The 25,473-nt window shown below is 57.3% G+C and carries 17 protein-coding genes and 4 pseudogenes; 6 read left to right on the top strand and 15 right to left on the bottom strand.

Features of this window, described 5'->3' with window-relative positions:
- Window positions 1-37: 37 nt before the first annotated feature.
- Window positions 38-142 (top strand): annotated as a pseudogene (locus AXF19_RS14840) (secretion protein HlyD); the annotation flags it as partial.
- Between the two features lie 10 nt (window positions 143-152).
- Here the strand turns inward: AXF19_RS14840 and AXF19_RS00475 are convergent.
- The 12 genes and pseudogenes from AXF19_RS00475 to AXF19_RS00525 all read right to left on the bottom strand — a co-directional run bounded on the left by AXF19_RS00475 (window position 153) and on the right by AXF19_RS00525 (window position 17,528).
- Complete coding sequence (locus AXF19_RS00475) at window positions 153-641, bottom strand: flavodoxin (RefSeq protein ID WP_066843580.1); 489 nt, start codon at window positions 639-641, stop codon at window positions 153-155.
- Between the two features lies 1 nt (window position 642).
- Entirely contained in the window at window positions 643-2,247 is a 1,605-nt protein-coding gene (locus AXF19_RS00480) for a DUF4127 family protein (RefSeq protein ID WP_066849913.1), read from the bottom strand.
- Window positions 2,248-2,282: 35 nt separating this feature from the next.
- A complete protein-coding gene (locus AXF19_RS00485; RefSeq protein WP_066843582.1) occupies window positions 2,283-3,014 on the bottom strand; it encodes a hypothetical protein in 732 nt (243 codons plus the stop codon).
- A complete protein-coding gene (locus AXF19_RS00490) occupies window positions 3,014-3,712 on the bottom strand; it encodes a DUF2225 domain-containing protein (RefSeq protein WP_066843585.1) in 699 nt (232 codons plus the stop codon). The genes AXF19_RS00485 and AXF19_RS00490 overlap by 1 nt, the downstream gene beginning before the upstream one ends.
- Before the next feature lie 110 nt (window positions 3,713-3,822).
- Entirely contained in the window at window positions 3,823-7,272 is a 3,450-nt protein-coding gene (gene malQ, locus AXF19_RS00495; RefSeq protein WP_066843587.1) for a 4-alpha-glucanotransferase, read from the bottom strand.
- A gap of 159 nt (window positions 7,273-7,431) precedes the next feature.
- Window positions 7,432-8,877, bottom strand: a complete 1,446-nt coding sequence (glgA, locus tag AXF19_RS00500; protein WP_066849916.1) for a glycogen synthase GlgA — start codon at window positions 8,875-8,877, stop codon at window positions 7,432-7,434.
- A 111-nt stretch (window positions 8,878-8,988) separates the two neighbouring features.
- Window positions 8,989-11,382, bottom strand: a complete 2,394-nt coding sequence (gene glgB / locus AXF19_RS00505; protein WP_066843590.1) for a 1,4-alpha-glucan branching protein GlgB — start codon at window positions 11,380-11,382, stop codon at window positions 8,989-8,991.
- Window positions 11,383-11,442: 60 nt separating this feature from the next.
- Window positions 11,443-13,908 carry a glycogen/starch/alpha-glucan phosphorylase gene (locus AXF19_RS00510; protein WP_442983815.1) on the bottom strand — a complete coding sequence of 822 codons (2,466 nt, stop codon included), beginning with the start codon at window positions 13,906-13,908 and terminating at the stop codon, window positions 11,443-11,445.
- A gap of 220 nt (window positions 13,909-14,128) precedes the next feature.
- Window positions 14,129-15,235, bottom strand: a complete 1,107-nt coding sequence (glgD, locus tag AXF19_RS00515) for a glucose-1-phosphate adenylyltransferase subunit GlgD (RefSeq protein ID WP_066843595.1) — start codon at window positions 15,233-15,235, stop codon at window positions 14,129-14,131.
- A 30-nt stretch (window positions 15,236-15,265) separates the two neighbouring features.
- Window positions 15,266-16,420 (bottom strand): glucose-1-phosphate adenylyltransferase, encoded by a 1,155-nt coding sequence (locus AXF19_RS00520; protein WP_066843604.1) that lies wholly within the window; start codon window positions 16,418-16,420, stop codon window positions 15,266-15,268.
- A 372-nt stretch (window positions 16,421-16,792) separates the two neighbouring features.
- Window positions 16,793-16,906, bottom strand: a pseudogene (locus tag AXF19_RS15930) (secretion protein HlyD); the annotation flags it as partial.
- A gap of 19 nt (window positions 16,907-16,925) precedes the next feature.
- Entirely contained in the window at window positions 16,926-17,528 is a 603-nt protein-coding gene (locus AXF19_RS00525; RefSeq protein WP_066843606.1) for a TetR/AcrR family transcriptional regulator, read from the bottom strand.
- A 179-nt stretch (window positions 17,529-17,707) separates the two neighbouring features.
- Here AXF19_RS00525 and AXF19_RS00530 point away from each other — a divergent pair, with 179 nt between their 5' ends.
- Window positions 17,708-18,517 carry a cation-translocating P-type ATPase gene (locus AXF19_RS00530; protein WP_066843609.1) on the top strand — a complete coding sequence of 270 codons (810 nt, stop codon included), beginning with the start codon at window positions 17,708-17,710 and terminating at the stop codon, window positions 18,515-18,517.
- A 41-nt stretch (window positions 18,518-18,558) separates the two neighbouring features.
- The gene (gene rpsT, locus AXF19_RS00535; protein WP_009438217.1) at window positions 18,559-18,825 is read left to right on the top strand and encodes a 30S ribosomal protein S20; all 267 of its coding nucleotides are present in this window, start codon (window positions 18,559-18,561) and stop codon (window positions 18,823-18,825) included.
- A 66-nt stretch (window positions 18,826-18,891) separates the two neighbouring features.
- Here rpsT and AXF19_RS14845 read toward each other — a convergent pair.
- Window positions 18,892-18,996, bottom strand: a pseudogene (locus AXF19_RS14845) (secretion protein HlyD); the annotation flags it as partial.
- A gap of 173 nt (window positions 18,997-19,169) precedes the next feature.
- On the opposite strand from AXF19_RS14845, the gene AXF19_RS00540 reads away from it, so the two are divergent.
- Window positions 19,170-20,738, top strand: a complete 1,569-nt coding sequence (locus tag AXF19_RS00540; protein ID WP_066843612.1) for an AbgT family transporter — start codon at window positions 19,170-19,172, stop codon at window positions 20,736-20,738.
- Between the two features lie 11 nt (window positions 20,739-20,749).
- Window positions 20,750-22,015: a peptidase T gene (gene pepT, locus AXF19_RS00545; protein WP_066843618.1), complete on the top strand. Its 1,266-nt coding sequence runs from the start codon at window positions 20,750-20,752 to the stop codon at window positions 22,013-22,015.
- 100 nt (window positions 22,016-22,115) lie between these two features.
- On the opposite strand, the gene AXF19_RS00550 is transcribed toward pepT, so the two are convergent.
- Complete coding sequence (locus tag AXF19_RS00550; RefSeq protein ID WP_066843627.1) at window positions 22,116-23,288, bottom strand: MFS transporter; 1,173 nt, start codon at window positions 23,286-23,288, stop codon at window positions 22,116-22,118.
- A gap of 163 nt (window positions 23,289-23,451) precedes the next feature.
- Here AXF19_RS00550 and AXF19_RS13250 point away from each other — a divergent pair.
- Window positions 23,452-23,664 (top strand): annotated as a pseudogene (locus AXF19_RS13250) (MFS transporter); the annotation flags it as partial.
- Here AXF19_RS13250 and AXF19_RS00560 read toward each other — a convergent pair.
- Window positions 23,652-25,472 carry a M48 family metallopeptidase gene (locus AXF19_RS00560; protein ID WP_066843634.1) on the bottom strand — a complete coding sequence of 607 codons (1,821 nt, stop codon included), beginning with the start codon at window positions 25,470-25,472 and terminating at the stop codon, window positions 23,652-23,654. The pseudogene AXF19_RS13250 and the gene AXF19_RS00560 sit on opposite strands and share 13 nt — an antisense overlap.
- Between the last annotated feature and the right edge of the window lies 1 nt (window position 25,473).

The following is a 25,473-nucleotide window of genomic DNA, read 5'->3' on the forward strand; positions in this document are numbered from 1 at the left end:
TCCGTCAGATTGGCGTAGATTTTTTCGTCCGAACTAGGAGGCAAACCGGACGCATAGCAGAGGCTATGTGGAGGATTTGCCGACGAAGTGCGGGCAAAAAAGATGCGCTAAGATGACGGTGCTGAATTTATCAGTGCTTCCTTTACTGTTCCTCAGATCCCCAGCGCCGCGATCCACGAGTTGATCGCCATCGGCGTCTCGCCCATCTCGAAACGGCGGCCTTCCTTCACCAGCGCGCCCTTTGCCGAGGGACGCAGATGTGCCGTCGTCTGTCCCATCGAACTCCCCCCCGATGTCGCAAACGGCACAACGATCTTGCCCGTAAGGTCATAGCTCTCGAGGAAGGTGTTAATGATATGCGGCGCGACGTACCACCAGATCGGGAATCCGACAAAGACGACGCTGTACTGCGCAAGGTCGGGCAACGCCCCCGCAATCGCAGGGCGGCTCGCGGGATCGCGCATCTCCACACTCGAACGGCTCTTATCATTGTTCCAGTTGAGATCGTCCTGTGTATATATTTCAGCAGGCACGATTTCATAGAGGTCGGCACTAATCACATCCGCAATTTTCTTCGCAACTGTTTCTGTCCGCCGTGAAGGAGAGGCAGAGAAGTAGGCGATCAGCATTTTTCCATACATACTATTTTCTCCTTGCAAGGTATTCCTGCGCAAAGCCCGGATCCTCCGGCAGGATATCCGACTCGAACATACGGTTCCACGGAAATGTCACGATGACGGAGTCCACCTCTGCAATCGGCGGCAGATTCTCCTCAATGAAACGGTTCATCATGCGCGTCGAACGCATGGAGACCGCATCCATCTTCGTCCCGAGACTGCCGTAGAAGCCGTCCCCGCGCAGCCATGTGAGCTGGCGCGCAATCGTATTGCGGACATTCGCCTGATACGCCCAGTCATCGAGATAGCGCGTTGTGAGGAGATGGTCGATCGAATCCGCGTCCATATGGCGGACGAGCATACCCTCGCCAAGGGCAAAGCCGGAGCTGTTCGTCGGCGTATTCCAACCCGCATACGCCTGAATCTTATAGAGGAGTCCCCTCTTCTGCAGCTCCGCCATCAGGGCGTTGTCGGAGCCGTTCGCAAATGCAATGTCAGCAACGGAGACAGGATAGCCCTTCGCCGCATAGTCTGCGACAATATCGGCAAAATACGCCGTACCCTCACGCGGCGTCCCATCGTTGAGCATGGCATTCGCCTCGTATGTACGCCCATCAGGATTCGTGTTCACCGCGAGCACGACATCCGCCTTCTCCGGTGCGCACACCATCATGCCGCCCGCCGCAAGCACGGCATCCGAGATTGATGTGCCGATCTTCTCATCCGAGTACGCCGGCACGGTATCTGCACCGCGCCCCCAGTTGTAGCGTGCAAAGACAAAGGGGATCTCATGCTTCTGCTCGTTCACCGCGCGCGTGAGCATAAGCAGGGCGATCTCATCGATGCCCGCCATCGTCTGGAAGCGCGTCTTGCCGAGATCCGCACCCGCCTCCGTCAGATGACGGCTCTCGAGATGTGTCTGCGAGAACGGCGCATTGTCGTCGCGCCCGAGGGTCAGATAGCGGAATGTATCGTGTTTGCGGAGGAGGGAGATCAGATACTCATTCACCGCATAGTTCTTCTCGCGACGCCCCAGCCAATCGGCAAGCGCCTCCTTCGGGATCAGACGCTCGAGGAAATCATACTCCTTGCGCTCGCGGCGCGTGAGCCCCTCGACCTCCTCCTTGTCACGCAGGAGGGTGTAGCGGAAGATATCCGCCCCGTAGCGGCGGTAGTACTCCGGCTCCTCGTGCCCCGATGCCTCGCCCGAGCGCGGCGTCCGCATGATGGAGCCAAACACATAGAGCGGTGTCTTCGGATGAGAACGCCGCAGTTCGTCGAACCGCGCCGCGCGCGCGAGAATCTGATCGCGCGAATAGGAGTGCTTGCGCGAGCCGACGAGGCTGCCGTAGATCATCGCATCCGAGGAGATGACCGCCGCCTTTACCCCGGGCTGTGCAAGCGCTGTATCGAGCCATGTCCAGAGTTCGTCAGGATGTCCCCAATCCTCGCGATTCCCGAGCAGCTCTGCCGGAGGAACAACGACATCATAACCGACACGCTGCACAACATCCGCCGTCTGCTTGCTCGAGATCGGGCGACTGTCATGCGGCACGAAGACGATCTTGTCCGTGATCGGCTCCTTCTTTGCCGCATCAACCACCTGCGGCACGAGCAACAGTGCCGTCATTGCAATACAGAGTGTACGAATTAAAACAAATCCCCTCAATGTTCTCCTCCTTCTCCTGTGCCGTCCTCAGTGGCGGCAGTTCCCCTTTCCCGAACGAGTGCCCACAGAGCTTCCTTTACATCATCGGGCACATTCAGCTTCGTGTCGAACATGATGCCGCCCTCCTGCACCGACGCGCCCTCGATCTCGATCATGTCCATCAGCTTATGCCCTTGGAATGTCGTCTGTCCGAGCTTTGATGCGGCAAGCACCTCGTGAAAATCAACATATACCTTATTCCCGTGAATCTCCACGAGCACGGTATCGGACACATCGAAACGCCCCATCATGCGCTCCACCAACGACAGTGAGACACGCGAGAACACCCACGATACAAAGCCATGATCGGGAATGTTCTTCTCCCGCACGCGATAGACCGCATAGGACTTGTCGCCGGCGTGGACGAACTCCTCAATCGTGCCCGAGAGTTCGATTTTTTTATATTTCTTCGATGTCGTACAGGTGAGATCCAGACGCCCGTTTGCCCTAGAACGGAAGACAATGCTCCGCACCGTCCCCTCCGTCCCGATGTTCTTTGCAATCGCCTCGTTTAGCACAGAGTCGCGGACGAAGAGATGTCCCTCGGCAATCTGCGCCAGTGTCTCGCGATCCCATGTGTCGCGCAGCACCGTGAGCGCAGGGCCGTAGTCTTTCACCGCCTCGCGCACACCGCTCCAGTCGATATTCTTCACCTGTTCGATGAAATTTGCAGGAATGTCAATGACCATTAACTCTTTGCCTTCTCCGCTTCCGCCTTCTTCTCGCGCAGCTCGAGCCAGAGGTTCTGTGTGCGCTCGAAGAGTTTCACATCGTTCTTGCGCACCTCCTGATCGCTCATGATCTGCGAGAGCATCTGCGTCGCCTTCTCATAATCGCCCATGCGATAGTATGCCGCCCCCGCGATATAGAGCGCCATGCTGTCACTCATGCCATTGATCGGATAGTGCTCCGTCATCACCGATTTCTCATAGAACTCGGCGGCAAGGCGCAGCACCTCTGCCTCCTTTTCATGCTCCCCCGCATCGCGATAGACCCATGCCATGCCCATGCAGTAGCCCGCCTTCTTCTGCAGCGGCCACCCGAGGCGCTCGACAAAGTAGATGCCGAGTTTATAGGCGCGGATCGCCTCCTCTACCGTGCGCTCCTCGCTATAGGGCAGATGTATCGTACGCCCTTCAAGAAGCTCCTGTATCTTCGCCTTGTCACGCGGGTTCAGCGGCTCCTCCGTGAACTGTTTCTCATCGGCGGCAAAACCGCAGTGCTCGCACAGCCAGACGCGGTAGCGGTAGGGATTCACCCCCTCATAGTGTACGCAGAAATCCTCATCCGTCCCCAGCGTGATAAGGCGCGCCTTCATCTTCGTCGCATGCGTTTTTTTCCCGCAGACCGGGCACGGCTTCTCAACCGTATATGTATACTCCGCCATCGTACTTCCTCCCTACCGAAATTGAGTCTAGCATACCATAAAATAGGGAAAAAGGAAAGAATCCCCTCTGCAACGAAATGCAAAGGGGATTGTTCTGCTCCCTGTGCGGCTCACCGATGGTAGCGGACGCAGAGAGCTTGGAGTTTCTTCGGGTCGAGTTCGAGGAGGTAGTCCTTCTTGAGACTCCAACGCCAGTTGATGCCGACGGTGCCGGGGGTGTTCATGCGGGCGCGCTCGTCGAGGGCGAGGAGATCCTGCATGGGGATGATCGCCATGCGGGCGCGGGAGGCGTACGCCGCCTTGATGAGGCGCTTACAGATGGTTTTCGGGCGATCCGAGGTCGTGCCCATGAGATTTGCAAGGGTCTCGCGCATCACTTCGTCGATGTCGCGCGTGAACCAGCCGACGGTCGTGTTGTTGTCATGCGTGCCCGTATAGACGATGCTGTTCTCGGGCGTAACGAAGCCGACGCGTCCCGACTCGTTCGGCTCAAGCATGAAGTGGACAATCTTCATGCCGGGGAAGCCGCAGTCGTCACGCAGACGCTCAACCTCGCTCGTGATGATGCCGAGATCCTCGGCGACAATGTTCATCTCACCAAGCTCCCTCTCAATCTCATCGAAGAAGGGCTTGCCCGGTCCCTTGAGCCAGCGGCCGTTGATCGCGGTCGTCGCCTTGCCGTCGACCGACCAGTAGGACTCGAATGCGCGGAAGTGGTCGATGCGAATGATGTCGACCTGTTCGTGCAGCTTGTGAAAGCGACGCTTCCACCACGCGTAGTTCTCCGCCTTCATCGCGTCCCAGTTGTACTGCGGGTTGCCCCAGAGCTGTCCATTCGCGGCAAAGTAGTCGGGCGGTACGCCCGCAACCGTGCGCGGTGTACCATCCTCATTGAGGTCAAAGAGGTGCTGATGCGCCCACGCATCCGCGCTGTCCTGCGCGATAAAGATCGGCATGTCGCCGAGGACTTCGATGCCCTTCTTCTTCGCATAATCGTGCAGACGATTCCACTGGAGATGGAACACGTACTGCTTGAAGCGATCCAGTTCCACCTCATCCCCCTGCCGCTCGGCAAGTGCCGCAAGCGCAGCGGGATCGCGGTGCTTGATCTCATCCGGCCACTCTGTCCAAGGTTTGCGTGCGTATTCTTTCTTTGCCGCATGGAAGAGGGCGTAGTCATCCAGCCAGTACGCCTCTTTTTCGCAGAAGGCTTGGAACTCCTTGTCCTTTGCACTCTTCTTGCGGAACGTCCGAAATGCCTTTTCGAGCAGATCCTTCTTGAACTGCTTGACGCGCTCAAAGTCGATGAACGCCGTGTTCGCCTCGTATGGCAGGAAGAGGTCCTTCTCTGTCAGCCAGCCGCGCGCGGAAAGATCCTCGGGGTCAATCATCATGATATTGCCCGCGAATGCGGAGATGGACTGATAGGGCGAATAGCCATGTCCAACGGGGCTGAGCGGCAGAATCTGCCAGATCTTCTGCCCCGCCTCGGCGAGAAAGTCGAGGAAGCGATATGCCTCCTTGCCAAAGTCGCCCACGCCGTATTTTGACGGCAGGGAGGTCGGATGCAGGAGGACACCCGCCTTACGTTCGTAACGTTGCGGCTCCTCACGCTGACGCAGGAGGAGTCCAAAGAGCGGCGGAATCTTGATCCGCAGGCGTCCGCGCTCCACCTCGTATGTGCGCGAGGGCTTGAACGCATCCTCGAACACGCCGCAGGCGAAGTCGCTCACCTCCACATCAATGGTCTGCGTCTCGGTAAGGTTACGGTTGAATGCGGCGATAAAGACACCGTCCTCCTTCTCCTGATTGAACACATCGTAGCCCGAGCGAATGGTGCGTGCGTAGGCGATGACATCACCCGCACCGTAGAGCGGCAGGATATCGCCCGTGCGCAGTGCATCGTTCTCGTTGCGGATCGCGATAAAACGCTCAAACCAGCTACGGATCTCCTTGTTGCCATGCACCCAGTCGTAGGGGCGGCGATTAAACGGATCTTTGAAGCCCTCCATGCCGATCTCGTCGCCATAGTAGACGCTCGGCACGCCGGGATAGGTCATCTGCCAGAGGGTTGCCATGAGGAGGCGGCGCGAGCCGAGATCGAACTGCTCCGGCGTCATGCGCACGCGCGACTGCTCGATGGCGGGCATCCCCTCATAGTAGGGGACGCCGGCGAGTACGGTGATCGCGCGCTGTACGTCATGGCTGCCGATGAGGTTCATCATCGCATAGAGATTTTCCTTCGGGTAGTTCTCGATCTGGCTTGCGAGCCGTCGTGCTGTCTGGCGTCCATCGACCGCGCCCGTGAGGAAGTCGAGCATCATCGTGCGCAGCGGATAGTTCATCGCCGAATCCATCTCGCTCCCAGAGAGGTATTCGCGCGGCGTCCCGTAGGCGACCTTGTTCGAGGCATCCTCCCAGACCTCACCGATCATGACGGCATCGGGGTTGCGCTTCTTGAGCTCGGCAAAGAACGTCTTGGAGAACGTCGGCGGGAGCTCGTCGATCACGTCGAGGCGCCAGCCCGCAATCCCCTCGTTCATCCAGTGGTGAAGCACGCTGTCCTTGCCTGTGATGACGAAGTCCATGTAGGCAGGGTCGGTCTCGTTGACGTTCGGCAGCGTGTCGAAGTCCCACCAGCAGTCGTACTCGTTCGGATAGTTGCGGAAGTGGTACCACGAGTAGTACGGCGACTCCTTCGACTGGTACGCGCCGAGCGAGCTGTACCGATGCTGGCGGTTGAAATAGATGCTGTTGCTGCCCGTATGGCTGAATACGCCGTCGAGGATGATGCGGATGCCGCGCTCCTCTGCCGCCGTGACGAGGGCACGAAAGTCCTCAATATCGCCAAGCACGGGGTCGATCTTGTGGTAGTCTCCCGTATCGTAGTGATGGTTGCTCTCGGACTCAAAGACGGGGTTGAAGTAGATGCACGAGATTCCGAGAGACTTCAGATAGTCGAGCTTCTCTATGACGCCGCGCAGATTCCCGCCGAAGAAATCATAGGCAATGATCTCCTTCGTGTCAGGATCCTTGAGATACATGGGGTCGTCCGTCCAGTCCGCGCGGATGACCGCGCCCTTCTTGCGGACGATGGTGTCACCCGAACGCGCGAAGCGATCCGGAAAGATCTGGTACATAACGGCGTTCTTGAACCAGTCGGGCGTGCGCGCTCCCTTGTTGTAGATTGTGATCTGATAGGACTCGGGTGCAGCGTTGCAGAGTGTGCCGACACCTCCCAGCATCTCCGGATTGTTCCCGTAGAAATAGGTGCCGCTCTCCATTGTGATGATGAAGTAATACCAAACGAGACATCCATAGTCCGGCAGCTCAAACCATGCGGTATAGAATTTCTGCTCGTTCTGTCCGTCCTTTGTTTCAAGTGGGATCAGACGCTCCCCCGTCTGATCCTGCCAGAGGCGCACGAGTACCTGATGGATCGGCTCGAATGTCCGAATGCGAATGCCGAGCCGCAGACGACTCCCCGCCTCCGCCGCTCCGACGATGGAGCGAAAATAAATATTCTGTGAGTTGTGCTCCACCTGATACGATTCCAGCATAGCACCCTCTCCTTTCCTAAAAATAAACGCACAGAAACCACTGGAGAATCAAATGTTCTTATTTGAACCAAATTCACCAGCGGTTTCATAGGGGGTGCGTCACGAAAGACTCAAACTAGGACAACCCACGCACAAATCGGATGTGTGAAAAGACACATGTCAGCCCTCGAGCAGGAGGCGCTCATAGAGCTTTTCGTACTCCTTCGCCGAGCGTTTCCAGCTGAAGTCACTGTGCATTGCAGTAAAGATGAGCTGCCGCCACTCGCGCAGATTGCCGTATGCCGCAAGAGCACGCTTGAGGGCATACATCATCTGATGCGCATTGTATTCGTAGAACAGGAAGCCGTTGCCCTTGTCCACGTCCGAGCGGTCGAACTGGACGACGGTATCCTTCAGCCCCCCCGTCTCACGCACAACGGGAATGGTGCCGTAGCGCATGGCGATCAGCTGTCCGAGACCGCATGGCTCGAACATGGACGGCATGAGGAAGATATCCGATGCAGCATAGATGCGCTGTGCAAGCTCATTCGAGAAGCGGATGTTGATCGACACCTTGTTCGGATAGCGCCACGCGAGTTCCTTGAACCAGTCCTCATAGCCGCGGTCACCCGTACCGAGCAGGACGAACTGCACGTTCTCGTGCTGAAGGATCTCATCCAGCACGCGCACGACAAGATCGAGCCCCTTGTTCGCCACGAGGCGTGTGATCATTGCGACCATCGGCGTGCGGCGGTTCTCCGGGAGTCCCAGATCGCGCTGCAGGCGCACCTTGTTGTCACTCTTGCCCTCGACCGCCTTTTTCACACTGTAGTTGACGTAGAGGTTCTTATCCGTCTCGGGGTTGTAGACATCGTAGTCAATGCCGTTCACGATGCCGAATAGTTCCTCGCGGCGCTTGCGCAACAGTCCTTCAAGATGCTCTCCGTAGTAGTCGTACTGGATCTCCTCGGCGTAGGTCTTGCTGACGGTCGACACATAGTCGGCGTAGATGATGCCGGCTTTCATAAAGTTGACCGCATCGAAGAACTCGAAGTCGCCGTTGTTGAAATACTGCCAGTCAAGCCCCAACACATCCGTCATGACATCCTTCGGGAAGACCCCCTGATACTTCAGGTTGTGGATGGTAAAGAGCGACTTGATGCCGGCATAGCGTGTATCGTCCATATGCTCGAGCTTTAGGAACACGGGGACGAGCGCAGAGTGCCAGTCGTTCGCGTGAACGATGTCCGGCCAGAAATCCAGTGCAGGCAGGAGGTTGAGGACAGCGCGGCTGAAGAACGAGAACCGCTCGGCATCGTCGGGATACCCATAGAACCCCTCGCGGTTGAAATACTCCTCGTTGTCCACGAAGTAGTAGGTCACGCCGTCCAGCACATACTTGTCAATACCGACGAACTTATCCCGCCACGCAACGTTCAGAATCCCGTCGTAGACATGCTCCATCGATTTCCGAATCTCCTCGGAAATCGCACCGTACTTCGGCAGAATAACGCGGCAGTCCACCCCATCCTTTACAAGCGCGGCAGGGAGCGAGCCCGCCACATCCGCAAGACCGCCGGTCTTGACAAAGGGAACTGCCTCCGATGCTACATAAAGTACCTTCATCCCAATATCCTCCTTTATCTCGCGGAGGGATGCCGTAACCATCCCCCGCGAGTTTATCATACTGTGTTTCGCAGCTTTCGTCATTCTCCTATTCAATGCGTGCAGCGTGCCTTACGCCTTTGCCGCACGCGTTTTCTTTGGCTTGTCTTCCGCCTCTGCGGCAGTCTTGCGCGCGGGCTTTTTCTTTGTTGCCGTCATCCCTGTGGATTTCGTCGCCTTTGCCGCCGGCTTCGCCGCCTTTTTCTCGGCATCCGCAGGCTTTGCCTTGGCAGACTTCTTCGGCGTAGCCTTCTTCACGGGTTTTTCTGCTTCCGCCATCTCCTTCGTCTCAGACTTGGCGGTCTTCTTCGCCGTGGTCTTCTTTGCGGGCTTTTCCGCCGCTTCCGTCTTTGCAGCAGCACGCGTCGTCTTCTTTGCCGCAGGCTTTACAGCATCCTCTGCGACCGCAGATTTCGCAGCAGTGCGCTTCTTGGACGCAGCCTTCTTGGGGGCTTCGTCCTCTGTCTTCTCTGCTGCTGCATCCGCAGTTTTAGAAGTCATTGCTTTTTTTTTTGCCACGGCATCCACCGTCTCAGGTACTTCGCTGACGGGCGTTCCCGCGCCGCTCTGCCGCTTCAGACGATAGAACGTCGTCGCCAGAGGCGGAACGGTGATGACGATGGACTGCTCGCGCCCGTGGAACGCATAGTCCTCGCTCACAATATCGCCCGTGTTGCGCACGCCGCTGCCGCCGTACTGCTCCTCGTCGGAGTTGAAGACCTCGACATAGGTGCCCTTCGTCGGCACACCGATGCGGTAGCCGTGACGCACCTCGGGCGTGAAGTTGTGCACGCAGACGATGAAGTCGCTGCGATCCTCGGCGCGACGGACGAGTGCGATGATGCTGTTCTCGCTGTCGTTGCAGTCGATCCACTGGAAGCCGTTCCAGTCGAAGTCGACCTGCCAGAGTGCCTTGTTGTCGACGTAGAATTTATTAAGAGCCTTCGAGTAGGCGAGCATCTTCGTGTGCATCGGATACTGCTCGACGAGATGCCAGTCCATGCTGTCGTCGAAGTTCCACTCGATGAAGTGTCCGAACTCGCCACCCATGAAGAGCAGCTTCTTGCCCGGATGCGCCATCCAGTAGCCGAAGAATCCGCGCAGCCCCGCAAACTTCTGCCAGTAGTCGCCCGGCATCTTGCTGATGAGCGAGCACTTGCCGTGCACGACCTCGTCATGCGAGAGCGGCAGGACGAAGTTCTCGGAGAACGCATACATGAGGGAGAACGTGATCTTGTCCTGATTCCACTTGCGATAGATCGGATCAAGGCTCATGTAGGAGAGCATGTCGTTCATCCAGCCCATGTTCCACTTGTAGTTGAAGCCCATGCCGCCCATGTAGACAGGCTTCGAGATGAGCGGCCACGAGGTCGATTCCTCCGCGATCATCAGCGCCTGTGGATGGTACTTGAAGATCGTTTCGTTGAGCTTCTTCAGGAAGTCCATCGCCTCGAGGTTGCCCGTGTCGCCGTATTTGTTCGGCTGCCACTCGCCGTCCTTGCGCCCGTAGTTGAGGTAGAGCATATTCGCAACGGCATCGATGCGCAGGCCGTCGATGTGGAACTCCTCGAACCAGAACAGTGCGTTCGAGATGAGGAAGCTCTGCACCTCCGTACGCCCGTAATCGAAGTTGGTCGTGCCCCACTCCCAGTTCTCTGCACGCGTCTCATTGTCGGACTCGTAGAGGTTCTTGCCGTCGAAGTGGCGCAGCCCCTGCTCATCCTTGCAGAAGTGACCGGGCACCCAGTCCATGATGATGCCGATGCCGTTCTGATGCGCCGTATCGACCAGATAGCGGAAGTCATCGGGCGTGCCGTAGCGGCTCGTCACGGCGAAATAGCCCGTCGCCTGATAGCCCCACGAACCGTCATAGGGGTGCTCGCAGAGAGGCATGAACTCGATATGGGTGTAGTTCATGTCCTTGACGTAGCTGATGAGCTGATCTGCCAGCTCACGATAGGAGAGGTAGTCGCCCTCAAGCGTGCGCCGCCAAGAGCCCGCGTGCACCTCGTAGGTGAGCATGGGACGCTCATACGAGGACTCCTCCGCCTTGCGTTTCTGCCACGCCTCATCCTTCCACTCATAGTGGTTCATATCGTAGGTGCGGGATGCCGTCTGCGGCTTCTTCTCGGCATAGAACCCATAGGGATCCGCCTTCATGATGCGCGGCCCGCCCCACTGCGGCTCGATGGCGTACTTGTAGATCTCGCCCTCGCCGAGCCCCTCGACGAATACCTCCCAGATCTCGCCGTCATCCATGCGGTTCATCGGATGAATGAAGACGTTCCAGTCATTGAACTCGCCGACGACACTGACCGCCTTCGCATTCGGTGCCCACACCGTAAAGCGGACGCCCTTTTTGCCGTCCTGCTCTATGAAGTGAGCGCCGAGCATTTCCTGGGCATGATAGTTTGTGCCCTGATGAAAGAGGTACAGATCAAACTCACTGAGTGCAGATGTTTTCATACGATCCCCTCCTGTATTTTCCTCGTAAAGGGTGCGGATATCCACCGCACTCCCGTATGGCTACGAGATGATAACGGGACGAATGCCCCAGATCTCGCGTGCATATTCGTCGATCGTGCGGTCGGACGAGAAGCCGCCGGAGTGCGCGACGTTCATTGCTGCCGTGCGTGCCCAGCCATCCTTGTCCTTGAACCGCCGCATGACCTCGATGCGCGCATTGTCGTACGCATTGAAGTCCTTCAAGATAAAGAATTCATCGTTCGCGTGCAGGAGATAGTCATACAGCGAACGGAAATCTCCGTAAGTGCCGTCGACGAGCTGGTTCATCACCGTGCGTACCTTCTCGTTCGTGTGATACTCATCCCACGCCGAATACGCGCCCGTCGCATAGTAGTTCATGACCTCCTCCGCCTTGAGGCCGAAGATGACGCAGTGGTCATTGCCGACTGCATCGCGGATCTCGACGTTCGCACCGTCGAGCGTTCCAAGCGTGATCGCGCCGTTCATCATGAACTTCATGTTGCCCGTGCCCGAGGCCTCCTTCGATGCGGTCGAGATCTGCTCGCTGACATCCGCTGCGGGATAGACCAGCTCGCCGATGGACACACCGAAGTTCTCGATGAAGATGACCTTCATGAAGTCGCTCACGCGCTTGTCCTTGTTGATGCGGTCAGCAACGACATTGATGAGGCGGATCGTCTCCTTCGCGATGTAGTAGCCGGGGGCTGCCTTGCCGCCGAAGAAGTAGGTCACAGGCTGCGTCAGGAATCCCGGTTCACTGAGCGCACGGTGATAGCGGTACATGATGTGCAGAATATTCATCAGCTGCCGCTTGTAGGAGTGAATGCGCTTGACCTGGATGTCAAACATCGAATCCGGATTCAGCTTCACCCCGTTGTGCTGCTCGATGTAGCGTGCGAGTCCCTCGCGGCGCAGATGTTTGATCTTCATGAGCTGCTCGCGGAAGTTCTTGTCCGCAACATGGTCGTGCAGTCCGTCCATCTTCTCGGGATGGCGATGCCACTCACGGCTGCCGAGCATCGTGTCGATCAGATCCGCGAGTTCGGGGTTTGCCCCCATGAGCCAGCGGCGATGTGTGATGCCGTTCGTCTTGTTGTTGAACTTGCGCGGCGTATAGTCGTAAAAATCCTTGAGGGTTGTGGATTTCAGGATACCCGTATGGATCTTCGCAACGCCGTTGACGCTGTGCCCGCCGACAATCGAGAGACGCGCCATGTGGATCACGCCGTCCTGTATGATGGAGAGCGCACGCACCTTGTCCTCATTGTTCGGATAGCGGCGGCGCACCTCCTCGAGGTGGCGGCGGTTGATCTCGTCGATAATCATGTAGATGCGCGGGAGCAGCGGGCGGAACATATCCACGCTCCATGTCTCCAGCGCTTCGGGCATGATCGTGTGGTTTGTGTAGCCGATCGTGTCTCGCGTGATCGCCCACGCATCCTCCCATGTCAGCTCCTCCTCATCGACGAGGACGCGCATGAGCTCCGCCACGCAGAGCGCGGGATGCGTGTCGTTGATGTGAATGCCGATCTTCTTGCCGAAGTCATAGATGCTCATGCCCGTCTTCTTGTAGTGACGGACAATGCTCTGTACGCCGGCGGAGACGAAGAAATACTCCTGAATGAGGCGCATACGGCGTCCCTCAAACGTACTGTCGTCGGGATAGAGATAGCGCGTGATTGACTCCACAAAGCTGCGGTAGTCGTTGCGCTGCTGGATCTGCTCCTGCGTCAGCATACCGTAGTCGGAGAAGTCGCGGTTGACCTCCGCATTCCACATACGCAGCGTATTGACTGTCGCGTTGTGGTAGCCGACAATCGGCATATCGTACGGCACTGCCATGACGATCATCGGGTCCTCGTGCACAAGCTCGAGCTTGCCGTCCCCCATGTCGCGCATATAGGCATTGCCGCCGAATTTGACATCGACGGACTTGTCCGGCTTGCGGTACTCCCACGCAAAGCCGTCGCGCAGCCAGTTGTCGGGAATCTCGACCTGATTGCCGCCGACGATCTTCTGCTCGAAGAGCCCGTACTGATAGCGGATCGTGCAGCCGTGCCCCGGCAGACGATGCGCCGCGAGTGAGTCAATGAAACACGCCGCAAGGCGGCCGAGGCCGCCGTTGCCGAGGCCTGCATCCGGCTCCGCCTCGTAGGCATCGGAGAGTTTCAGCTTGAAGTCGCCGAGGACTTCCCGCAGGGCCTCCTCAATGCCGAGGTTGATAAGATTGGATTTCAAGAGGCGCCCAAGCAGGAATTCGATGGAAAAATAGTAGATCTGCTTCTCCTTGCGTTCCCCATACTGCTTATTCGTCTTGATCCAATTATCCGAGATGGACTGTTTGGCGGTTGCCGCGATCGTCTTATAGATCTCGACCTCCGTCAGTTCTTCTACCTCGCGGCCAAACATAACATGCGCGGTTGTGATGAAGCGGCTCTTCAAGATCTTCTTCATCGTCTCGAGAGCCTTCCCTGTCGGTCGGTTGACCTGATCCTTCTGTGCCAAATCGTCCACTCCTTTTCCATTCTCTTGTTTCCCCAGCCTTCTTTTCCTGCCTGCGGCAGGAATCCCCATAAGAAGTATTAGGGAAGCGCTGATAAATTCAGCACCCATCCGGCGTACTTCATTTTATCAGCAATTCCTAGAAACAAGAAGCCGTTATAGTCCCTCCCGTTCCGGATGTCGGAACGGGGCAGGAACCGCTAACGGCAAAACAAACTCTTCTTTAAATCGTGATATTCTTCTTGATCACGAGCGGATACTCCGCAGCTCCCTTCAGCCACTTCTCCGCCGTAATCACGACGTTCTTGTCGCAGATAACGTTCTCTACGAGCGCTCCATCCTGAATGTCACATTTCTGCATGATGATCGAATTGCGGATCTTCACATCCTTGCCCACCTTTACCCCGCGGAACAGGATGCTGTTCTCCACCTCACCGCGCACGATGCAGCCGTTCGCGATGAGAGAATTTGTGACCTTTGCGGTCTCCTTGTACTGCACAGGCACGCCGTCCTTGATCTTCGTGTAGACAGGGCGCTCACCCATGAAGAGATTCTGCCAGACCTCGGGATCGAGGATCTCCATATTCGCACGATAGTAGGTTGACATGGAGTCCACATGCGCCATATAGCCGTCATGCTCGTAGGCGAACATCGTGTAGTCGGATGCACGGCGAATGATCCCGTCGAGCATGAAGTCGAGTCCGCCGCGTTCGTATGCATGGCGTACGATCTCAACGAATGCGCGCTTGTCCATCAGGTAGATGCCCATCGACACCTTCATGCCCTGATAGGCGACGGGCTTCTCCGCAATATCGAGGAGGAGACCGTTCTCCGCCGTGTCGAGCACGATGTTGTTGCCCGTGTTCTCATCGATCGTCGTATGCGAGACGAGCGTGATGTCCGCCCCCGTATTCTGATGGAAGCGCAACACCTTGGCAAAGTCGATATTGTAGACAAAGCTGCCGTTCGTCAGCAAAATGTAGCGCGAGGAGGCGTGCTCAATGAAGTCCAGATTGTGATAGAAATTCTTGAGATCCCCCTTATGACGCTGTGCATCATCCGGGGCGGCCGGCAGATAGAAGAGGCCGTCATGGCGGCGCGCCAGATCCCAGTCCTTGCCCGAACGCAGATGATCGAGTACCGAACGTGGCTCATCGGGGAGCATAATGCCCACCTTGTTGATGCCGGAGTTGACCATGCTCGAAAGGGCGAAATCGATGAGGCGGTAACGGCCTGCAAATGGAATGGATTCGACGGCACGCCGGTCGGCGAGTTCCCGAATAAGGCTTCCGTCCTCCTGCAGGTTGATGAGACCCATCACGCTGTTCATTGTATGTTCACTCCATTCTCTGTGTGCGAATCAGCCAACACGCTGTTCGGTCGAGGCAGCCGTCACCGTCTCCCCCTCCGGGATGACCGTAATCTGCGACTCCTCACCGATAACCTGCGCCCCCTCCTCGATCACGGCGCGCTGTGCGAGAATCGCATAGTCGACGACCGCGCCGTCCGCAACAACCGCAGACGGAAGGAGCACCGAGTTCCGCACGACAGCGCCCTTGCCGACGCGTACGCCAGGGAAGATCACGGAGTGCTCGACCGTGCCGAGGATCATCGTGCCCTCGCTGATCATCGAGCGCGTGATCTTTGCCTCCTTGCCGACAAACTGCGGCGGCATGGACGGATTGAACGAATAGATGCGCCACTTGCCCGAGAGTTCGAACGGCGGCTCATCCTGCAGGAGATCCATGTTCGCCTGCCAGAGGCTCTCGATCGTGCCCACGTCCTTCCAGTAGCCGTTGAAGGCATAGGAGTAGAGGCGCCCCTCGTCGGCGAGCATCTTCGGAATGATGTCCTTGCCGAAGTCGTGGCTCGAGGTCTCGCTCTTTGCATCTGCCGTCAGATACTCCGCAAGGTAGTCCCGATTGAAGATATAAATACCCATGGAAGCGAGATTGCTCTTCGGCTTCGCCGGCTTTTCCTCAAACTCGACAATGCGTCCGCTCTCGTCCGTATTCATAATACCAAAGCGCGGCGCCTCGTCCCACGGCACCTCAAAGACACCGATGGTTGCCTGCGCTTTGTTCTTCTTGTGCGTCTCAAGCATCCACGCATAGTCCATCGTATAGATGTGGTCACCGGAGAGGATCAGCACATAGTCGGGATCCGCCATGTCGATGAAGTTGATGTTCTGGTAGATCGCGTCGGCTGTGCCGCGATACCACTCCGCGCCCTTCTCACGTGCATAGGGCGGCAGGACAAAGAGCCCCCCGTCGCGCTTGTCGAGATCCCAAGCGCTGCCCGAGCCGAGGTACTGGTTCAGTTCCAGCGGGCGATACTGCGTCAGCACGCCGACCTTCTCGATGCCGGAGTTGACACAGTTGCTCAGCGGGAAGTCAATGATGCGGTATTTCCCCCCGAACGGAACCGCCGGCTTTGCAACGCGCTTCGTGAGCGCACCAAGGCGGCTGCCTTGTCCGCCTGCCAAAATCATTGCCAAGCACTCTGTTTTTCTCATAGGTATTTCTCCCCTCACAGATACCGAGTGGTATCCCCAACATATATGCAATGGCAAATCGGTCGGGCTCGCCGTACACCCATCCGCTTCGCCGTATTCCTGCCGATTTCAACGAGTTCATACTTATTTTGGTCGTATTGTTCCTCCCTGACTTCGTTTTATGATACATAACTAATTCGATAAATACGCCGAATTTCCTGCAAGTTTTCACTGTCGTTTCAGGCTTTTTCAAATTAAATATAAAGTAAGAAGGGACTTTTGCACTTCCCATTTTCTATATTTATCACACTATTATTGTACTCTATGTTTCCCATCGAATCAAGATGGTGACAAAGAAAAATCTCCTGCATAAAGCCCGAATTTTTCCATTCATCATGCTTTAGGAAGCACTGATAAATTCAGCACCGCCATCTTGACGCATCTTTTTTGCCCGCACTTCGTCGGCAAATCCTCCACATAGCCCTTGCTATGCGTCCGGTTTGCCTCCTAGTTCGGACGAAAAAATCTACGCCAATCTGACGGACTTCATTTTATCAGCGATTCCTTTATTTATATTGAAAATTGGCGTAATGAGTGCCGCGTACATCTCCGCCATCTCCTCGGGGGACTCGCGGCAGCCATTCTGCATCCACCACTCCACCATCAGCACGAAACTGCCTGTAATGTGGTTGATGAGGAAGCCGTCGGGAAGTGCATGCTCCCGTAGGAGTGCATGCCCGCGCGCGGTCAGCGTCTCACGGAGTTTGTCGCGAAAGTATTGCAGGAAGAGATCCCTGCTCTCACAAGTGAGAAGCCCCCGAATATTCTTCTGCTGATCCTGCATGTGGTAGAGCATATGGGAGACAATCACCGCCGGATTGTCACGGTCGCGCGAGAAATCGTGACTGCCCTCGTCCGTGACATCCTCAAGCACATGGGCAAACATATCCTCACACATGGCACGCAGGAGCAGATCCTTCGTCTCGAAATGCGTGTAGAACGTGCTGCGCCCGACATCCGCCGCCTCGATGATCTCCTGCACGATGATATTTTCGTAGCGCTTGTGCGCGAGGAGTTCCTGAAATGCGGCGAGGATTGCCTGTCTTGTCTTCTTGCGTCGTCTCTCCATAGACTTCCCTTCTATCGTTCACATGAACACATTGCGCATTTTGTCCGATAACGGACATTTTCATTGAAGTGTTTCTTCCGTTTTCTACGCCTCCATTGTACTATATGTTCAAAACTGAAACAAGTTCGTTTTTTACGCGTGTATTGCCCGCACAAGATGAAAACGGAGGATCACATACCGTGCACACCGAATCAAACAATAAAACACTTCTGAAATCTTACGCTGTCGTCCTCGGCGTTGCCGTACTGATCTACTGGGGCACGGGCGATCTGAGCCGCGCCCTCACCGCGCTCCTCGCATTCAGTCCCTACGCCTTTGTCAGCGCAAAGCCGACGGCAATATCCGCCGCGATCCGCAGCCTCGGAGAGCGTGGCATCCGCATACGGACAAGCAGGACGCCGGAACGCCTCTCCCATATGGAGAACATCGCCTTTACGCCGGAGGCAATCGCCCCCGCAGACACGATGCAGAGTGATGTGCCGCAGCTCATTGCAAGACTGCGCAGCATGGGGATGCACCCCGTACTTCTCGCGCCCGGAGGTGCAAAGGGCGCTGCACAGCTTGCGGCACAGGCAGACATTCGCGACATACGGACAGGGCTTCCCCCGCTCAGTGATCCCTTTGCCGTATCCACTGCGCTCGTTCAAAAGGTAGCGGCGCAGCGCAGCACATCAGAGGAGAACTGTCTGCACATCGTGCTGGGCAGCCCCGCCGGTGATGCAGATATCCTATGCACAAGCGACGATCTCTCGCAGCTGCCGCTCCTTCTTCGCACGGCACGGCAGGTGCGGCAGAAAATCGAGCAGAATGCAGTCTTCGGATATACGCTGAACTTCATCGGCATCGGGCTTGCCGCAGCGGGCATCCTTAGCCCTTTCACGGGTGCGCTTTGGCACGCAGCCTCCACCGCCCTCGTCCTCCTCAACGCAGAGAGTCTGCACTCCGCGCAGGTGCGCGAAAAAAAATTTGCATTTTCAAAAGCCCTGTGATAGAATAACGCAGTACATTTTTCGTTGAGGGGGTGAACGATTTGCCGAATATCAAGGCATCCATTCTGAGTGTAAAGTCTGACGCCAAGCGCCGTGCCCGCAATGTTGCGGAAAAGACGCGCGTCCGCCGCGCCATCCGCAGCGTCAACGACGCTGTTGCAGCCGGCAACGCAGACGAGGCGAAAAACCTCCTCGTTGCGGCATACAAGTCCATCGATCAGGCTGCTGCAAACAACGTCTATCACAAGAACGCTGCAGCACGCAAGAAGTCGCGTCTTGCCAAGAAGGTAAACGCGCTGGCACAGTAAGCATAGAAAAGGTTCCGCTGTATGAAGTGTTTCTTCATACAGCGGTCTTTTTTTTGCGGACATCTCGGGAAGCACTGATAAATTCAGCACCGCCATCTTAGCGTATCTTTTTTGCCCGTACTTCGTCGGCAAATCCTCTACATAGCCTTTGCTATGCGTCCGGTTTGCCTCCTAGTTCGGACGAAAAAATCTGCGCCAATCTGACGGACTTCATTTTATCAGCGATTCCCTCGGCTTTCATCTGAGCCCTCATGCCATGAGAAGGATTTTCCTTATTTATGTCGAAATATTTGGTGTTGCCAGTTTAATTGATAGGAGCAGAAAATACTGTAGGAGGTATATGTATGACGAACGAAGCACAAAACAATGCTCCGCCGAGCAAACCGGAGGTCGGTGGAATTCTCGGCTGGATCGAGCGGATGGGCAATCGGATCCCCGATATCACGATGCTGTTCATCTGTGCTTTCATCATCACCTGTATTGCATCCGCCATTTTATCACAGATGCACTTTGACTACGTGCATCCCTCGACGGGCGCGCCCATCGAAATCACCAATATGCTGAGTGCGGCGTCACTCGTGACCCTGCTCACGAAGATGGTGACGAACTACACGGGATTCCCCCCGCTTGGCATGGTCATCGTGGCAACGCTCGGCATCGGTATCGCGGATGGATCGGGCTACATCAATACGGGGCTAAAGAAGATCCTCTCCATCACACCGAAGAGCCTCATCACCCCCATTGTTATCCTGGTCGGCATGCTCAGTCACCTCGCACCGGACTCCGGCTATATGATTATCATACCGATTGCGGCATACATGTTCTACGCGACGGGAAAGCATCCGCTCGCGGGCATCGGCGCCTCATTCGCAGGCATCGCAGGGGCATTCGCCGCCAACTATACGCCCTCGGCGATTGACCCCGTCATTCAGGGATTCACACAGATGGCGGCGCAGATCATCGACCCGACCTACGAGGTCAACGTGCTGTGCAACTACTTCTACGCGTTCGGCTCGACCTTCATCGTCATTGCGGGCTGCTGGTGGGTAACGGAGCGCGTTGTGGAACCTTGGTGCCGCAAGGCGTGTCCTGTCGACGATGACATCGACGTGCCCGCGCAGGATCTCTCCGTAACGCCAAAGGAGAACCGCGCCTTCTACATCGCGAGCGCCGTGCTCATGCTCCTGCTCGTCGGCCTCGTGCTCGCACTCCTGCCCGAGGACTCAATCCTGCGTGACCCGTCGGGCAACATCGCCAGCTTCAAGGCACCGGTCATGCAGTCCATCGTCGCCATCATCTTCCTGCTCGCGGCGGCAACGGGTATCGTCTACGGCATCATCAGCGGGAAGTTCCGCAGCTCCAAGGACTTCACGCAGTCGATGGAGGAGATCACAAAGACGCTCATCCAGCTCATCGTATTCTATTTCTTTGCCGCACAGTTCATGTATGCGTTCGGCGCATCCAACATCGGCGCACTGATTGCCATTTCGGGCGCCGAATTCCTCAAATCACTGGCGCTCCCGCCGCAGGTGACGATCTTCGGCATCATCCTCTTTGTCGGCGCGCTCAACCTCATCATCACATCCGCCTCCGCCAAGTGGGCGATCCTCGCGCCGATCTTCGTCCCCATGCTGATGGCGGTCGGCATTGCGCCTGAGCTGACACAGGCGGCATTCCGCGTGAGCGATTCTGCCGTCAACGTCTGCACGCCGATGTTTGCATTCTATCCGCTCATCATCGTCTACTGTCAGAAATACTACAAAAATACGGGGGTCGGTACACTCAGCTCGCTCATGCTGCCGTATACGATCACGCTGCTCGTCACGCTGACGATCATGCTCTACGTCTTCTGGTGGCTCAACATCCCACTGGGCTTCCAGGCAGACTATGTGTACCCGCGCGTGATGTTCTAGGAGGTGCCTAAATGAAAACGAATGCCATCGAGGAAGCCCTGGTCGAGCGCTTTCTCCGCTACATCAAGATACCGTCACAGAGTAAGGCGAACGGTGGAAAAGCAGTGCCGAGCACCGAGGAGCAGTGGGACATGGCGCGGCTGCTCCAAAGCGAACTGGAAGAACTCGGCGTCCAAGATGTATCACTGAGTGACAAATGCGTCCTGACGGGGCGTCTGCCCGCCAATCTGCCGCCCGATGCGCCGCACGTCCCCGCCATCGGATTCTGCGCACATATCGACACGGTCGATGTCTCGCTCAGCCCCGTCGTAAAGCCGCGCCGACTGCACTACGAGGGCGGCGATATTGTGCTCCATGCGGAAAAGGAGATCGTCATGCGGGCGGCGGAGCATCCCGAGCTCGCCCCCTACGTTGATCAGGAGCTGATCGTCACCGACGGCACCAGTGTCCTCGGCGCGGACAACAAGGCGGCGATTGCGAATATCATGACCGCACTCGCAAGCCTCACGGACGATGCGTCGCTGTGGCACGGTGATATCTATGTCGCCTTTGTCCCCGACGAAGAGTGCGGGCTCTGGGGCTCGAAAAACATGGACTTTTCGAAGTTTCCCGTCGACTATGCCTACACGATCGACTGCTGCGCCCTCGGAGAGGTCGTCTATGAGACGTTCAACGCAGGCTCTGCAGAGGTCACAATTCACGGTGTGAGCGCGCATCCGATGAGTGCGAAGGGCGTGCTCGTCAATCCGACCCTGCTCGCCGTAGATTTCGTCAATCTCTTTGATCGGAGAGAGACACCGGAGTGCACGGAGGGAACCGAGGGCTATATCTGGTGCCAGACAATCCGCTCCAACCCCACAACGGCAACGGTTGAGCTGAACATCCGCGACCATGACAAGGCGCGCTACGAGGCGCGCAAACGCCTCATATTGGAGAACGTCGAAAAGCTCCGTCAGATGGAGACGCGCTGCCGCGTCGAGTGCAGGATGGAGGACACCTACGGCAATATCGCCGACGCCGTAACAGACGACAACCGACAGGCGATCGACCATATCTACGAGGCGATGCGGCGCCTCGGCATCACACCCAAGACGATCGCAATGCGTGGCGGCACGGACGGTTCCTTCATCTCTACGAAGGGCATTCTGACACCGAACTATTTCACAGGCGGACTCAACTTCCACTCGAACTGCGAGTTCCTGCCAATCCCCTCCCTGCGCAAATCGTACGAACTGACGATGGCGCTCATCGCGCTCGCATACGAAAAGGCGCAGTAAGCAAAACGTCCAAGCGATTCATCCATGAAAAAAAACGGGGCTGTTGCACAAAACACTTGTGCAACAGCCCCGTTTTTGAGTGTCCGAAAAGTGTTGCCCCTCAGACCATTTTTTTGAAGACGTAGAACCCGACCGCTGCCTGCACGAGGCACAGAGCGGCGAGCATGCCGAACGCCGTCGTGAGGCTCGTATGTGCGGAGACAAAGCCGATGGTGGCAGGGCCTGCGAGTACGCCGAGATAGCCCATGGTGCTGACAGCGGAGACCGCCGTGCCGACGGGCATAACGTTCTGCCGCCCCATGAGGGAGAAGAAGACGGGCACGATGTTCGCGCTGCCGATTCCGATGGCAAAGAAGCCGAGATAGAGCAGTGCATCCACGGGTGCGAACATGACGAGCAGGATGCCGACGAATGTGAGCAGTGCGCCGCCCACGGCGACGGGACACTGACCGACCTTCTGCGTCGTGCGGTCGCCGAGGAAGCGCATGAGCAGCATTGCCGCCGAGAAGACGGAGAACCCCATGCCCGCCAGCGCGAGATCCATGCCGCGCACCGCCGTGAGGTAGACGCCGCTCCAATCCATAACCGCGCCCTCACTGAGGAATGCGATGAACGCCGCCACGCCGATGAAAGCGACAATCCCGCGTGGGATGGCGATGAGTGTGCCACCGCCCCCGCCATAGGGAATGAGATACCTGCCGAACGCAGCCGTCAGCGTGAGCATGAGTGCTGCGGCAATCAGGGTTGACTGAAGCGGCGTCAGCCCCACGAGACCAACCCAGACGCCGTAGAGACCCGCGCCGACGAAGCCGCCGAGACTCCAAAAGGCATGCATGCCGCTCATGATGCGCCGCCCGATCCCCTGCTCCACGATGACCGCCGCAATATTCATGACAACATCGACACAGCCCATCAGTCCGCCGAAGAGGAAAATGACGGGAACAGCGACCCGGAAGGAGTCTACAAAGCAGATAGAGAGAAGGCTCACCGCATAGAGGACTGCCCCCACGATCAGCACGCGCCTACATCCGATGCGCTCAGCAAGCGTTCCCGCAAGCGGCATGGTGACGATTGACCCAATTCCGATACAGAGGAGGAGCAGCCCCAGAAGATCATCCCCGATTACGAGGCGCTCACGCAGAACAGGCACGAGCGGTGCCCACGATGCCGCGCCAAAGCCGCTGACAAAGAAGATGGCACGCGTTGCGTGCGCTTCACGATTGCCGATTGCGTGCTTTCCTGCACCGTCCGCCGTTGTTCCGATATCCGTCATTCCCATTCCTCCAAAACAGGAGCACCATCCCCCAGGTGCTCCGAAAAACTCCTGCCATTCTATCACAGGAATGAAAAAAAGCAAGTGCTGCTTCCTTTACAGGAGGGACGAATCGTAGTATATTGGGTCACACGTTATCGAAACAGGAAGGGAAAGGGAACGCATGAACAGTACAAAGGGCGAAGCGCTCTGGACAGTGGAATTTCTCGGCATGAGTCTGAGCAATTTCCTCATCTACATCACGCAGTATGCAATGATTGCGGCGCTGCCGATCGTCATTATGACGGAGTACGGCGGCGGCGATGTCGAGGCGGGACTGGCGATGACCTTCTTCCAGATCGGCACGGTTGTCGCGCGCCCCTGTTACTCTGTATTGCCGTCCGTCGGGCGGCTTTTTTCTTGCAGCTTTTCGCGAATTTCCTTCTCCCGTGCCTCACGCGCCTTCTTTTTCTCCTTCATCCGCTTCTCGTAGGCGCGCCTATCGACCGCCTCGAGATACTCGTCCGGAATGCGCCCCAAGGCATCCTTTTCGACTGCATAGAGCTTCTTGAAATACTCCTGCGCCTGTGCCTTCTCCCCCATCTCATCATAGAGCTCGGCGGCAATCAGATAGCCGTACGGATTCTTCGCGTCCACCTCAATCGCCTTCAATGCATCCGAGAGCGCACCCGTGCGGTCGCCGAGCATACGGCGCACATCCGAGCGGTTCAGCCATGTGTAGACATCCTTCGGATCCTCCGCAACGCCGTGATCGGCATCCGCGAGTGCCTGTGCCGCGTCGCCCTGCACAGCATACGCACGTGCACGGATGACGAAGCTCTGCGCACGGCTGTCATCGTGCTCTGAGGCAAAGACGCGCTCCATCAGCGCGAGCGCCCGCTGACTGTCGCCGTAGTCGCTGTACGCGTCACTGTTCTCACGCATCTTCTTGATCGCCTTTGCATCGGCATTCTCGACCTCGCTGCGCTCTGCCGCCCGTGCATCCGCACGCGCCTTCTCCTCTGCACGCAGCTTCTCGCGTGCACCCGTTTCCGCCTCGCTCGCATATGCCGCATGAACAAGCGAAATAAGCTGCGCCCCCGCCCGCTCCTTTGCAAGAAAGTGCACGAGCAGCTCGTTCACGCGCGCATCGCCGCCGAGCGTCGCGCCGCCGTCCCGCGTAAGGGCAAGCCCCCAGTCCTCCGCCCGATCATAGTCATGAAAGGCGCGTGCAAGTGCACCCGCGACGAGATAGGCATTCTCGGGGCTGTTGTCGTACTCCTCATCTGTCCATGTAACCGTGAGGAGCGGCGTCCCGTCGATGCAGACCGTCTTGCGGTCAGTGACCGTCACATGCCCCGCACTGTAGTCCGTCATGAACTGCGCGAGCTTCACCTCGCGCCGCTCCGTCGCGGGATGGTCGGAGAAATCGTCCTGCGGCAGATCCTTCTGCGTCGGATCCTGATACTCCCCGATCTCCTGCGTCACATAGGTCAGATAATAGCCCATGCGCGCCATCGCCGCCGCCCCGCCGCCGGGGTTGAAGCCCGCACTCGTCATGATGCGGAAGCCGCCCTCATCCGCCTCGTACTCCGTGGGCAGCGTGACATTCTTCGCGACGGAGTAACCGACGAGCGCGTTCAGCTTGTTCCAGTCCATGAGACCGAAATTCATATTGAGGAAGCTCATGCCGTAGAACTGCGCCGCCGCCTGCGCGTAGTTGTGCGCGCTGTGCTGACGGATGCCGTGCGTCATCTCGTGCCCGAGCACGGCGGCGAGCTCGTCCACATTTCCGTTCAGCCCGCGGATGAGCCCGCGATTGATTGTCACATAGTCCGTCGGATAGCAGGCGGCGTTGAAGACGGGGCTGTCCGTGACCGCCCATGTAAAGGGCAGCGAATTCACGCGCAGCACATAGTCGCCGTCCCGTACGAGCCGCTCCATAATGCCGTCCACGAGTTCTATGTCGCTCTCATTCCGCGCGTGCCCATTCTCCGCGATGTCCTGCCGGCGGCTCTCCTCCTGCGCATGAACATCGTTGCCAAGTGCAAGCACCGCGCCGAGCGCCGAATGATATGCACCAAGCACGCCAAGTGCCTGCGCCGCAATCCCCCACGCGTCAATCGCCTCCGCGCGCGCGGGCGGGAAAAAGACACTCCCCGCGATCACAAGAGCTACGATAAGAGAGCTTGCTGTTTTTCGCATC

The sequence above is a fragment of the Selenomonas sp. oral taxon 126 genome, from assembly GCF_001683335.1.
GTDB lineage: Bacteria > Bacillota > Negativicutes > Selenomonadales > Selenomonadaceae > Centipeda.

Excerpts from the sequence above, each read along its gene's own strand:
- AXF19_RS00475 (WP_066843580.1), bottom strand. The coding sequence starts at position 641 with ATGTATGGAAAAATGCTGATCGCCTACTTCTCTGCCTCTCCTTCACGG.
- AXF19_RS00480 (WP_066849913.1), bottom strand. The coding sequence starts at position 2,247 with ATGACGGCACTGTTGCTCGTGCCGCAGGTGGTTGATGCGGCAAAGAAG.
- AXF19_RS00485 (WP_066843582.1), bottom strand. The coding sequence starts at position 3,014 with ATGGTCATTGACATTCCTGCAAATTTCATCGAACAGGTGAAGAATATC.
- AXF19_RS00490 (WP_066843585.1), bottom strand. The coding sequence starts at position 3,712 with ATGGCGGAGTATACATATACGGTTGAGAAGCCGTGCCCGGTCTGCGGG.
- malQ (WP_066843587.1), bottom strand. The coding sequence starts at position 7,272 with ATGCTGGAATCGTATCAGGTGGAGCACAACTCACAGAATATTTATTTT.
- glgA (WP_066849916.1), bottom strand. The coding sequence starts at position 8,877 with ATGAAGGTACTTTATGTAGCATCGGAGGCAGTTCCCTTTGTCAAGACC.
- glgB (WP_066843590.1), bottom strand. The coding sequence starts at position 11,382 with ATGAAAACATCTGCACTCAGTGAGTTTGATCTGTACCTCTTTCATCAG.
- glgD (WP_066843595.1), bottom strand. The coding sequence starts at position 15,235 with ATGAACAGCGTGATGGGTCTCATCAACCTGCAGGAGGACGGAAGCCTT.
- AXF19_RS00520 (WP_066843604.1), bottom strand. The coding sequence starts at position 16,420 with ATGAGAAAAACAGAGTGCTTGGCAATGATTTTGGCAGGCGGACAAGGC.
- AXF19_RS00525 (WP_066843606.1), bottom strand. The coding sequence starts at position 17,528 with ATGGAGAGACGACGCAAGAAGACAAGACAGGCAATCCTCGCCGCATTT.
- AXF19_RS00540 (WP_066843612.1), top strand. The coding sequence starts at position 19,170 with ATGACGAACGAAGCACAAAACAATGCTCCGCCGAGCAAACCGGAGGTC.
- pepT (WP_066843618.1), top strand. The coding sequence starts at position 20,750 with ATGAAAACGAATGCCATCGAGGAAGCCCTGGTCGAGCGCTTTCTCCGC.
- AXF19_RS00550 (WP_066843627.1), bottom strand. The coding sequence starts at position 23,288 with ATGACGGATATCGGAACAACGGCGGACGGTGCAGGAAAGCACGCAATC.
- AXF19_RS00560 (WP_066843634.1), bottom strand. The coding sequence starts at position 25,472 with ATGCGAAAAACAGCAAGCTCTCTTATCGTAGCTCTTGTGATCGCGGGG.